Below are 11,370 nucleotides of genomic sequence, written 5' to 3'. Positions count from 1 at the left end.
GAACTCGTGCACACCGTATAACAGCGGTTTTCAGTCCGGCAGTTTCACCTCTGCGTGCATTCGATCTTTCCGTTCTGTTCCATCATTCGCGCCCGTGCCAGCAAGTCCGGGCCAAACGCAAAGGCTCGCTCACGGTCGCCCGTAAAGTTCGCATTGCCCGGCTCACGCTTGCGAAACCCAAGAACAACCTCCGCCAGAATCGCCGTGGTGCGGGCCTGACCGACGACGCTGAGCAAGACCTCCAGCGCCCGGTCGTGCGCCTGCTCATTCGTCAAGCAGCCGTCCTGAACTATTCTCAAATCACTTCTCATACGTACTCCTTATTTATTAAGTCGTTAAATTACCGATTCTCACCATGCCGAGTCATCACACTGACCAGCCTGCCCGTTCCACCTATTGCTGCGTCCGGCCGTCGATCAAATCCAATCGCCCGTCATGGCCTGCACGCGCTCTGAACTCCTCAGCGTGCTTCGCTTGCCTCTGTTCCAGCAGTCGCAACCGAAGCGCAGCGGGCACACTCTTTCCCTCGCTTGCCAACAACTCCAGCCCAGCCAGCACCTCATCCCTGTCCATACAACCTCCATTCCATAGGTCAAAATTCCGCAGGGCCGCACTATGTGCTCCACCCCGCCCGCCGCATCACTTCCACTAAGTCAGGCTCCCTGCTGCCGATCTCGAAAATGCGGTCAGGCGGCACCTTGCCCCAGTCCTCGGAGTGGACGTGCAACCGGTCGCAGTCCAATGCCAACCGCCCGGTCGGATACACCCGCGCCCTCCAGTCCCCAACCTCGAACGCCCACACCTCACCAGCCCGCTCGCGCCGCTGTCGCTCCAGCCGATCTAGGTAGCCGTCCATTGAGTATCGCGGCACCCGTGTCCGACACGCTGGATCGAGCGGTGAGTCCCGAAGGTGGCAGGCATAGCACGATCCGTCTCGCACACGCCGCCGCGTCCCGTCGCACTTCGGGCAACGTGCTCCGTCGTACACCTTCGCCCCCTCGATCCACGCAGCCAGCCGCAGCGGGTTCGCAATCTGACGCCTCGCCCGCCTCTGGCATTCGCTGCATCCCCGAATGTGCTCGCGCCTGCGTTGCGCCTGCGGCGAATCCCCGGTATTGAGCTTGCCCTGGACATCAACGTGCGGATACACGGCTGGCGGCAACGCTCGGACATACCCGGCTTTCGGCCCCCGGCTCATCGAGATTGCCCCATGTGTCGCCGCGCCTGAGTGCGCCCGTACGCGCCACGGCTACGGACGTGCATTGCTCCCTTGGGCCTCATGTTGTCTCGAACAAAGCGTTCAGATCGTCGTCGGTCGGATCGGGAAGCGGCTCATCGGTTACAACCTTGGATTGAGTTACAACCTTCGAACGAGTTGCGACCTCAGCCCACGATGGCAGGTCCCCGGTTGTAACCCGTACGATGCGCCGCCATACCGCCTTGCCGTGCTTGTTCGCCCGCTCGAAGTATTCCTGCTCGGAGGCGTTCGACTCTAGTACGTGCCTCATCGCTGCCTCCTCGCCAGATTGGCGAACGTGCGCCGCAGCGCCGCCTCGATGGACTCAGCCGTCCTGCGAGCATCCCAATCGAGCGCTGCGGCGATGCGCCCACAGTCGGATACCTCCGTAAGCACCAAGTCCCGCAGCGACCGCAGGACGCGCTTCTCGGCGTCCTTCACGCCGTCATCTCCGTCCAGCGCTGCCCAAATACCGGGAACTCGTGCTTGCCTTGCGGCTGCGTTTCTCGGTCGGACAGTTTCAGCTCGGCACGATCACTTCGTTCCACATTCACCATTCGCACTCCTTATCTATTAGGCTAATAAAATAGCCGACTTCGGTATTCATAATCAGGCCAGCACTGCTCAGTCGTAGCGGGTGCCACAATGATGCTCGGCTTCATCATGGTACGCCTCGTTAGCCCGACGCTGGGCGTACACGATGGCCGCATTGGCTTCCCACATCGAGAGTTCATTCGGCGTGATGCCGAGCGACTGCAAGGTCTTGTCGATGTTGACGGAGTCAGGCCCGATACGAACGTATCGGCTGTTGCACTTTACTGTGATCTTGCGCTCGTCACCAGCCCAGATCATCGAGCCATCACCGTTGAATTGGAACCGCTTGCCGTTCATCGTGATCCCGGTCGGCCCAATCGCTTCGGACTGTCCGGAATGATGCGCACGGAGAGCGTCCCGCACTTTCGCCAGACTCGTTGGCATAGTCGCCGTATTCACCACAGCCAACAACGAATTAGCGCGCTTCTGTATGGCAGGGCTGAAATCAGCGTACCAGCACGAATCCGACAAGGCCGGGGCACACCTCGCCCGCTTAGATGCTTCGGCCAGCACAAACGGCTTCAGGTCTTTCACCGGCCTATCTAGCAAATAGCCGTCAACGCACATCAGGGACACTGCTTCTACAAACGCGTTGTAGTATTCCTTGGGCTTCTTCTGCATCACTAGGATTCGGCTGGCCTTCAGCTCCGCAATTCCAGCGCGTCCTGCTTCGGCCTTCACGAAATCGTCCACCATGCGCTGGGCGCGGCGCTGAATGTCGCGGCGGTACATCTCGGTTCTTGCGGCATGTGCCTTGTCGGCCTCAGCCTGAATCACGGCTTGATGTGTTGCGTCGATTCGGGCCAATTGCTGCCTTAGCTTGGCAGAGTCGTCGTACGGTTGAATGTCGATTGTCATGTCCTCCTTTGATGATGGTTCAGTCAATTCCCAAGAATTCTCCTTACCTTACGTAGGAAGGGAAGGTAAGCCGAACTTTGGGAACGGCGTTCAGATAGCGAACAAATCGCCAGTGAAGTACAGCATTGCCGGGTGTACGGCTTGCCATCAGTCCACCGCGCCGATGGCAACCTCAACGATGGGTTCGCTGCCGCTTCTCCACCTCGAATGAGGCCGTAGCTCGGCGCAGTCCCACCAGCACATTGTTAAAGAACGCTTCGCATCCGGCGATGCTTTCAGCGCATCCACTCGTCGTGCTAACGCACACACTCGCATCCTGCGCCTTCCACCCACCGTCCACCGAGCCAGCAGCACCAATGCGCTGCCCCCTCGTTCCCGCAAGCGTCCGACTCTGGGCCGTAAACGCAAAAAGGGCGCGTAGCGGCACCACGCAAGCGGACCATAGGCCAGCCTACCCAATGCAACTACGCGCCCTTGGATTCCCGTGCGATGGAGGGTTATGTCCATCACCGGAGCGGCCTCATGAGGCGGGCACGTTAGCTGAACCCTCGCGGATCAACCGCTGTTCAACTCGGGGCTAAAAGCCGCCATGACCTCACTACTACCGCGTCGGCATTTCTACCGATGTTCGAATCGTACCCTTAAATGCATTCACCGTCAAGAATCCGAAAGCATCAAATCAGCAAACTGACAGCACGCCGCAAGCGCATCTCTGATGGCGGACTCCGCACGCTCTACCATCACCACGGCCGAGATCCGATCCTGAGCTTCATCGTGGAGAATGCCGCACGCCGAGCGCTGCCTAACGTCGGGAACCAGTTCGATTGAACGTCGATCTTGACCAGCTCCTTTGGCGACTCCTCCGGCCATTTGATCGTCTGAAAGTCAATCGCGAAGCCACCAGCGGCAATCTCGCTGACCTTGGCAACCATCTGGCAACCGCGATACGTCTCGGTTTCATACGTGCTCATACTCTGCCCTCCGCGTGAACTCTAAGCAGATTACTCGATTTCACCCGAAGCAGGATCATCAGTAGTTGTACGAACCGAGATGCCCGTTCAGCGCTGTTAATGTACCGTCAGCACGTTCGCCGCGAGAATGGACTCGGCCATTGTGCGCGCCGCAAATTCCGCTTCCTCTGCTCGGTATCGCCCGGCCTTGTTGCCGCTCGCCTTGGCCCGTCCACGCCATACCGCCGCGCCAACATCCGCAGCGCGCAGCACACGCGCCGCTCGCTCAGCCTCGCTCGCCCGCTTCGGCCACGGCAAGGACTGCAAGACCCATCCGTCCGTATCGGCCACGGTTCCAGCCTCAGCCAGCGTCTCATACCCGGCCTCGCCTGCATTCGCCAGCTCGGTCGCCCGATCCTCGTATCCGACGAAGAACGCGCCGCGCACCTCGTCATGCCCCGCCCATTCCGGGCATACCTCGTGAATCAGGAAGGCCCAGGTACGCTCGCGATGCGCGGCCATGCTTGACGGCCCGTGAATGTCGCCGCGCACCCATTGCCAGTCCTTCTCAGCGAATTCTGCGCCTTGGTCGTACGCCTCGGCCTGCGCTGCGTTGGTGTCGATGTTCGCGATGCTAATGTTCGTTTGATTCATGATCGTTGTTTGCGGTACTCTGCGGGCGCGCTGGCCCGCATCTATTGAAGGTGATGCTCGGTCGATCCGCCAAGACTGAACCGAGCGTTACTGTGGTACGTGCGGAGCCAGCGCCTTACTCGGCTGAACCCTCCGTCAGCAATCCAGCCGCTCGCAATGCGCGGGCAATCGTCGGCCGGGTCGTCCCGAGCATGTCAGCGATCTGGCTGTACGTCATGCCGCGCTGCCGCAGATCAACGATCTTACGGTGCATGTCAGCATCTGCCTTACGGCCGGCGTATCCCGCCCGGAGCGTCTCGCCAGCAGCGTCACGGGCCTTTCGGCGAGCGATGCCCTGCCCGGCGCGCTCGCGGCGGACTTCATAGTCCTCGCGGGCTTTCGCCGCTGCAAGCTCAACCATCAAGCCTCGCAGCGCCTTCTCCGTAGCATCGTGCGTCCAGTCCTTTCGCTGCCCCTGCGTCGCGGTCAATAGCTTGTGCGTCATCGGCACGTACTTCGCGCAGATCAGCAAGCCCGTGTCCTCGATCCGCTTCTTGAGCGCTTCCCAATCGTCCTGGGTCAGTCGAGTTAGACGGTCGATCCCTTCCACAAGCAGCACGTCGCCCGGATGCGATTCGTCCAGCAAGTCATCGAGCGCGGGCCGGTTCAACCTCGTGCCGGATGCGTTCTCGACATAGAAGGCGGTGATGCACGCGCCGTGCTCGGCGACGAATCGAGTCAAGCTATCGCGTGCGCGATCTGCATCCTGATCGGCGGTCGATGCCCGGAGGTACGCTCGAATTGCCATGCTCTTGTCCTTGGTAACGTTTAGGCAAATGAATGGTAACCAGTAACGTATAGGCAGTCAACACCCGATTTACGTTACCAAACCAGGCATGACCCACCAGTTACGCTACCGCATGACCTAACGTACCAGTCACCGCCCATAGGTTTCCGCTCCGAACTGGAGCACGGATAATCACGGTGATCGCACACAACGAGAACAAGAATTGCCAATGGACTGGAGTAAGAGCATCACAACAGCTGCCGCCTTCATCGGTGTCATCCTCAGCATCTACAACACCGTAGAGGCTCGGCGGCGGGGAAAGAGTCGCATCCGCGTAAGCGTCGGGCCGGGCGATCACGGCTACAACACGATCACTGTCAGCAACCTCAGCCCTCACCCTGTCACGGTGACACGCCTCGAATCGCTCGACTTGCGCGGGGCGAGCCACCCGTGGAGCGTTCCGGCGAACTTCCTCACCGATCCGCCGATCCTGCCATGCCGCGTAGAAGGCCGCGACACTCAGACGTTTCCCACTTGGCTACAAACGATGTCCGGCACTCGCCCCCAAGTAGGCGCGTACGCAGAGACGGCCTGCGGTGCGCACTCCTATGACCTTGCCCCGCTCCGAGGAATCACCCGCTTGCGCGTTCGCTTCGGCTGGCGGCAACCTTTTATCTAATCACGTCGAGAATTCGCATGCGCCGCTACACGTGAGCCCTAAGGCATGTCATCAATGATGATTCCACTGGCCGAGCCACCTCTGGATAGAACGCGCACACCCGCGCACGGGGGCGCACACGTGCGAGCGAGTGGCGTAAGTCCGCGCAGATAAGAGCATCAAAATTTGGCTTGGGTGGAATCGCTGCACCTCGCCCCACCCTGCCGGAGCGACGCCACCCATTTTCGATCCACAATTTACCAATTTCGTCAATTTGTTTATGAGCAACAGTTATTCTGCGCTTGCACAGAATTCTCTGTTATGATTCGCAGAATTGGATGGAGGGTGAATCATGGATGAGGTGTTCGAACGCGCAAAGGCACGTCGCGAGGAGTTGCAGTCTCGCCGCCAGCGGTTGCTGTCGACGCTCGCCGCGCTGGATAACGAGTTGAAGGAGATCGAGAGCTTCTTCGCAGTGGCATCGAAATTCGGAGCCCAAGTGCCCGCCACAAAGCCCACCCCGAAGCCCGAGTTGCCCGAGTTGCTCGCTCTATGGCCGACGAATCAAGCTGGCGTCGATAGTGCCGCGCACAAGCTTGCATCGCTCGCCCACCTTGGCGCTGCGCGCCCGGTGCCGCACGGTTCCAAGCGAAAGATCATCACGGACAGTGCGCGAGAAATCATTCGAGATCACGGCCCGGCATCAGCGAGACGAATTCTTGAATTTCTGGATGCCAAGGGAATCGGCGCAGTTGTCCCCGGCCGCGACGACAAGCAAAGAGTGGGCTACGTGAGCGCCGTCCTGAGCCGTGACCCGATGTTCACGTCGGACCGCGACCTAGGCGGGTACATGCTGACGGAAGAAGCCCCTCCGGCCGAGGGCCAGGAGGGGCCGAAAGACATTAAGGATCTACTGTGAATAAATGGGGGTCATCGTTGGGTACGACGCGGGAGACTTTGGACCTACCGTGCGCCGGTTCGATTCCGGATGGCTCCACCACTTTCTCAACCGCCAACCATAAGGAGAAGCTCATGCCCCCGCCATAGCTAAGCTCGCTGAGAAAATTCACAACTAGGAGTTGGCGAACTCTACCCTCATGCATGCACTTGTGCTGCTTCGGGCCGATGATCGGCTAGGATCATCGGTCCATTTTGTGCAACGCGATAGTAGAAAAGTTTACCTTTCTGCACAAGACATTTGCGTCTACCCAATGACCGTCAAGTGCAGACGCACGGGACAGGTGAGCCGCAGATCATTCGTTACCGCAGCCGAACAATCAGTCCAAGCATTAATGGTGGCAAAAGAACCAGCATGTTGTGGCAATCGCCGCGAAGCCTTGGCGGAAGCCCTCATGTTTGCCAAGGCGTTCAGCGCGTAGTCGGTCTAAGTCGCTGTAGAATTCATTCACACTCCATTCACACCGACCAGCGTAGCGTTGAGTAGACTCGTTTGTCGCGCCGACGACGCGCCGTGGCCGCCGTTGTCCCAGCGGGACAAATCCGTGGGACAATGGCGTCACATGAATGGGCGCCTTGGGACACTTACTCCTGCCCCTGGCTCGCGAGGAACTCCTCGTAATTCCCGCCGAAGTCGAACAGCGTGCCGTCGGTACGCACTTCGATGATCCGGTTCGCCAGCCCGCTCACGAACTCGCGGTCGTGCGACACGAAAATCAGCGTGCCTTCGAACTGCTCGAGCGCGATCTGCAGCGACTCGATCGACTCCATGTCCATGTGGTTGGTCGGCTCGTCCATCAGCAGCACGTTGTGGCGGCCGAGCATCAGCTTGCCCCAGATCATGCGGCCCTTCTCGCCGCCCGACAGCACCTTCACCGACTTCTTGATGTCGTCCGCCGAGAACAGCAGGCGGCCGAGCGTGCCGCGCACCATCGTTTCGTCGTCGCCGTCCTTGCGGTACTGGTCGATCCAGTCCATCAGCGTGATGTCGTCCGGGAACTCCTCGTAGGTGTCCTGCGGCATGTAGCCGACGTTCGCGTTCTCGGCCCACTTCACGGTCCCGTGGTCGAGCGGCAGGTTGCCGAGCAGCGCGCGCAGCAGCGTCGTCTTGCCCGCGCCGTTCTCGCCGATGATCGCGATGCGCTCGCCCGGCTGCACGGACAGATTGAAGTTCTGGAAGATCGTGCGCTCGTACTTCTTCGTGATCTCCTCGGCCACCACCGCGACGTTGTGCAGCTTCTTGTCGAACTCGAAACGAATGAACGGGTTCTGACGCGACGACGGCTTGAATTCCTCGATCTTGATCTTGTCGATCTGCTTCGCGCGGCTGGTCGCCTGACGCGCCTTCGACTTGTTCGCCGAGAAGCGGCGCACGAAGTCCTGCAGCTCGGCCACGCGCTCCTTCGCGCGCGCGTTCGCCGCGGCCTGACGCTCGCGCGCCTGCGCCGATGCGAGCATGTAGTCGTCGTAGTTGCCCGGCCAGACCTTCAGCGTGCCGAAGTCCATGTCGGCCATGTGCGTGCACACCGAGTTCAAGAAGTGACGATCGTGCGAGATGATGATCATCGTCGAGTTGTACTCGTTGAGCGTGTGCTCGAGCCAACGGATCGAGTTGATGTCGAGGTTGTTGGTCGGTTCGTCGAGCAGCAGCACGTCCGGCTTCGAGAACAGCGCCTGCGCGAGCAGCACGCGCAGCTTCCAGCCCGGCGCGACGTCGGCCATCGTGCCGTTGTGGAACTTCTCCTCGATGCCGATGCCCAGCAGCAGCGCGCCCGCGCGCGCCTCGGCGTCGTAGCCGCCGTATTCGGCGAACTTGCCCTCGAGCTCCGCCGCGTGCATGTAGTCGTCGTCGGTCGCCTCGGGGTTCGCGTAGATCGCGTCGCGCTCGGTCATCGCGGCCCACATTTCGGTGTGGCCCATCATCACCACGTCGAGCACGCGCACGTCCTCGTACGCGAACTGGTCCTGGCGCAGCTTGCCCAGGCGCACGTTCGGCTCCAGCGCGACGTTGCCGCCGCTCGGCTCGAGGTCGCCGCCGAGGATCTTCATGAAGGTCGACTTACCGCAGCCGTTCGCGCCGATCAGACCATAGCGGTTGCCCTCGCCGAATTTGACCGAGATGTTCTCGAACAAGGGCTTCGGCCCGAATTGCATCGTGATGTTGGCAGTAGAAAGCACGGCAGGTCCCGTAAGAGAGAAATCGACGGAAAACCGTGTATTTTAGCAGGTGTCGGCGAAACTGCCGACCGCGCCGTTCCGGCCCCGCCAGCCGGCGCGCTGCGCCGCGCGCCGGGCCGGCCGCCGCGTCACTTGCCGGCCTTCTGCGCGTGCTTCTGCGCCGTCTTCGCGTTCATCTGCCCGAACAGCTCCGAGCACGGCACGTCGCGGTTGTTGCTCGGCGCGATCAGCGGAATCAGCGCCGCGAACGGGTTGATCAGCCCGAGCCCGACCATCGCGCCGGCCCGCAGCGCGAGCGCGCCGGCGTCGACGCCGACCTTCGGGTTCTTGAACGTGCCCTTCGCATACAGCGGCGAGCGCAGCGAGAACACCCGGAAGCCCTTCGTATGCGGATGGATCTTCAGGTCGATCGACTCGTCGCGCAGATTGATCGGGCCGTCGACGTTGATGAGCGCGTCGTCGGTGTCGAGTGCGAACACCTTCGGGTCGAGCATGCCGTCCTTCGCGACGAAATCGATCGCCGCGCAATTGATGTTGACGTCGCGATTGCCGAACAGCTTCTCGTAGACGACGTTCGCGACGTTCAGCCCCGCCGCCTCCATCAGCAGGCGGCTGATGCGGCCGTCGGTGACGAGCGCCTTCACTTCGCCGGTCGACGTCGCGGCGAGCGCGGCCGGCGAATTGCCGGTCGCCGACAGCGACGCGTCGCCGTTGATCTCGCCGAGCGCGGTCTGCATCACTTTCTGCGTCGGGAACAGCTGCTTGAGCTTCAGGTGCCGCGCGGCCAGCGTGAAGCGGCCCTTGAGCGGCGTGCGGCTGCCGTCCAGCCGCGCATCGGTCGCGAGCGTGCCGCCCGCGACGCCGAACCGCAACGGCTCGAGCGACAGCACGCCGTCCTGCAGCAGGATGTGCGTGTACAGATCGGTGATCGGCAACTGCGGGCTCTTGATCAGCTTGCGGCCGGTGAACTTCACGTCGGCGTCGATCGCGCTCCAGCGCTCGGTGCGGAAGGTCGCGACCGGCAGCACGCGGTCGGCCGGCTGGCGCGTCGTGTCGCCGCGCTTCGCCTTGCTCGCGGCGGTGTCGGCGCCGATGACCGGCGCGAGGTCGGAAAACTGCAGCAGGTTCGACACGAGCTCGCCGGACAATTTCGGCCGCGGCTCGCGCTGCGCCCACACGAGCGTGCCGCCGAGATCGCTGCCGCCGACGCGGCCGTTGAAGTTCTCGTAGCGGAACGTGCTCGCATGTTGCTTGAAGTTGCCGATCAGACGGCCTTCGGTCGCGTACGGCGGCGTGTCGGGCAGCGTGATGCCGGTGAGCTGATAGAGATGCGACATCGACGTGCCCTGCAGCCACAGGCGCAGATCGATCGCCGCGAGATGCATCGGGTCCGTCAGCGTGCCGACGATCGCGAGCCGCGTGTCGCCGGCCTTCACGTCGGCTTGCAGCGGAAACGGCTGCGTCGCGTTCTCGACCGCGAGCACGCCGCCGACCTTGCCGGTGCCGCTGACCGGCACGCTCTTGTAGCGGCCATCGACCTTGAGCCCGAACGCATAGGTCGGACCGGACGACTGCGCGGACGCAGTGGCGCCCGAGGCAGCACGCGCACTAGACGCACTAGACGCAGCGGACGCCTGCACGACCGCTGACGCAGACGAAGCCGAAGCCCCCGAAGCAGCCGCCGCTCCGCTCGCCCCCGACGCTGCATCGGCATTGGCCTTCGCGCTGAGCTGCGCGGCGCCGCGCTTGCCGACGCGCTGCGCGGACGCGGCGCGCGACGTCTGTTCCTGCTGCTTGAGCACGTCGCCGAGCGGTATCGGCTTGCCGAGCGTATCGACCGCGATCGTCAGATCGGCTTTCGTGATCGCGTCGCGATAGACGATCGTGCCTTTGGCGAACGCAAAGCTCTTGAGCCGCACCTGCCACTTCGACGGCTGCCCCGACTGCTTGAATTGGAAGGTCCACGTGTTGCGGCCGTCGGCGAGCCGCTCGAGGTCCACCGCGGGATTGACCACGTCGATCGACGGAATGACGATCTGATGCGCGAACAACGGCAGAATCGCGAGATCGAAATGCGCCGCGTCGAGCGTGACGAACTTCTGGCCTTGCGCCCAGTCGGGATTGCCGATCTCCAGCTGCGTCGCCGACAGGCTCGGCCACGGCACCCACGCACGCCAGCCGGTTTCGCCGATCGGGCGGCGCCAGCCGAGCTTCAGATCGCCGTTGATCGCGAACGGACGGCCGAGCGCCGCGCTCACGTGTTCGTTGACCCACGGCTTCGCGCGGTTCCAGTCGAACGTGAAGATGAAGATGCCGGCCGCCGCGATGATCACCGCGACGATACCGACGATCCATGCAGCCGATTTGCCGATGGTGCGGGCGAGCGTCATGGCGGTTCCGTCGTTGTTCTGCAGAGTTGGCGCGCCATGTCGGGCCACTTGCGCGAGCGCACAGAGCACGACACCGGCGGCTTTTCAATCGGTATTATGGCGCACGCTCGCGCTACGCTTCGGCGCCA

Annotated in this window: 10 protein-coding genes; 2 read left to right on the top strand and 8 right to left on the bottom strand. The window is 62.0% G+C overall.

Translation table 11 applies throughout. The features are described from left to right. Positions 1-44 precede the first annotated feature (44 nt). The 6 genes from AK36_RS20595 to AK36_RS20560 all read right to left on the bottom strand — a co-directional run bounded on the left by AK36_RS20595 (position 45) and on the right by AK36_RS20560 (position 5,080). Positions 45-275 (bottom strand): hypothetical protein, encoded by a 231-nt coding sequence (locus AK36_RS20595; RefSeq protein ID WP_144410668.1) that lies wholly within the window; start codon positions 273-275, stop codon positions 45-47. A gap of 1,002 nt (positions 276-1,277) precedes the next feature. Continuing rightward, positions 1,278-1,508 (bottom strand): hypothetical protein, encoded by a 231-nt coding sequence (locus AK36_RS20580; protein ID WP_045579074.1) that lies wholly within the window; start codon positions 1,506-1,508, stop codon positions 1,278-1,280. Positions 1,509-1,861: 353 nt separating this feature from the next. Then, a complete protein-coding gene (locus AK36_RS20575) occupies positions 1,862-2,689 on the bottom strand; it encodes a hypothetical protein (protein WP_045579073.1) in 828 nt (275 codons plus the stop codon). A 740-nt stretch (positions 2,690-3,429) separates the two neighbouring features. Continuing rightward, a complete protein-coding gene (locus tag AK36_RS20570) occupies positions 3,430-3,660 on the bottom strand; it encodes a hypothetical protein (protein ID WP_045579072.1) in 231 nt (76 codons plus the stop codon). 96 nt (positions 3,661-3,756) lie between these two features. Beyond that, on the bottom strand, positions 3,757-4,293 hold the full coding sequence (locus AK36_RS20565) for a hypothetical protein (RefSeq protein ID WP_045579071.1): 537 nt from the start codon (positions 4,291-4,293) through the stop codon (positions 3,757-3,759). 115 nt (positions 4,294-4,408) lie between these two features. Then, the gene (locus AK36_RS20560) at positions 4,409-5,080 is read right to left on the bottom strand and encodes a recombinase family protein (RefSeq protein ID WP_045579070.1); all 672 of its coding nucleotides are present in this window, start codon (positions 5,078-5,080) and stop codon (positions 4,409-4,411) included. 208 nt (positions 5,081-5,288) lie between these two features. On the opposite strand from AK36_RS20560, the gene AK36_RS20555 reads away from it, so the two are divergent. Both AK36_RS20555 and AK36_RS20550 read left to right on the top strand, forming a co-directional pair. Next, positions 5,289-5,738: a hypothetical protein gene (locus tag AK36_RS20555; RefSeq protein WP_045579069.1), complete on the top strand. Its 450-nt coding sequence runs from the start codon at positions 5,289-5,291 to the stop codon at positions 5,736-5,738. A 331-nt stretch (positions 5,739-6,069) separates the two neighbouring features. Then, positions 6,070-6,636: a hypothetical protein gene (locus AK36_RS20550; RefSeq protein WP_045579068.1), complete on the top strand. Its 567-nt coding sequence runs from the start codon at positions 6,070-6,072 to the stop codon at positions 6,634-6,636. 623 nt (positions 6,637-7,259) lie between these two features. Here AK36_RS20550 and AK36_RS20545 read toward each other — a convergent pair. Together AK36_RS20545 and AK36_RS20540 are read right to left on the bottom strand one after the other, a co-directional pair. Continuing rightward, positions 7,260-8,852 (bottom strand): ABC-F family ATPase, encoded by a 1,593-nt coding sequence (locus tag AK36_RS20545; RefSeq protein WP_014723081.1) that lies wholly within the window; start codon positions 8,850-8,852, stop codon positions 7,260-7,262. 128 nt (positions 8,853-8,980) lie between these two features. Further along, positions 8,981-11,242, bottom strand: a complete 2,262-nt coding sequence (locus AK36_RS20540; RefSeq protein ID WP_045579067.1) for an AsmA family protein — start codon at positions 11,240-11,242, stop codon at positions 8,981-8,983. Positions 11,243-11,370 lie beyond the last annotated feature (128 nt).

It is taken from the genome of Burkholderia vietnamiensis LMG 10929, from assembly GCF_000959445.1.
Classification (GTDB): Bacteria; Pseudomonadota; Gammaproteobacteria; order Burkholderiales; family Burkholderiaceae; genus Burkholderia; species Burkholderia vietnamiensis.
The sequence above is the reverse complement of the archived record's forward strand: the minus strand, read 5'-3'. Positions and strand labels throughout refer to the sequence as shown.

What these genes read in the sequence shown, in the direction of transcription:
- AK36_RS20570 (WP_045579072.1), bottom strand. Translation starts at nt 3,660, where the DNA reads ATGAGCACGTATGAAACCGAGACGTATCGCGGTTGCCAGATGGTTGCC.
- AK36_RS20540 (WP_045579067.1), bottom strand. Translation starts at nt 11,242, where the DNA reads ATGACGCTCGCCCGCACCATCGGCAAATCGGCTGCATGGATCGTCGGT.
- AK36_RS20550 (WP_045579068.1), top strand. Translation starts at nt 6,070, where the DNA reads ATGGATGAGGTGTTCGAACGCGCAAAGGCACGTCGCGAGGAGTTGCAG.
- AK36_RS20565 (WP_045579071.1), bottom strand. Translation starts at nt 4,293, where the DNA reads ATGAATCAAACGAACATTAGCATCGCGAACATCGACACCAACGCAGCG.
- AK36_RS20580 (WP_045579074.1), bottom strand. Translation starts at nt 1,508, where the DNA reads ATGAGGCACGTACTAGAGTCGAACGCCTCCGAGCAGGAATACTTCGAG.
- AK36_RS20555 (WP_045579069.1), top strand. Translation starts at nt 5,289, where the DNA reads ATGGACTGGAGTAAGAGCATCACAACAGCTGCCGCCTTCATCGGTGTC.
- AK36_RS20575 (WP_045579073.1), bottom strand. Translation starts at nt 2,689, where the DNA reads ATGACAATCGACATTCAACCGTACGACGACTCTGCCAAGCTAAGGCAG.
- AK36_RS20560 (WP_045579070.1), bottom strand. Translation starts at nt 5,080, where the DNA reads ATGGCAATTCGAGCGTACCTCCGGGCATCGACCGCCGATCAGGATGCA.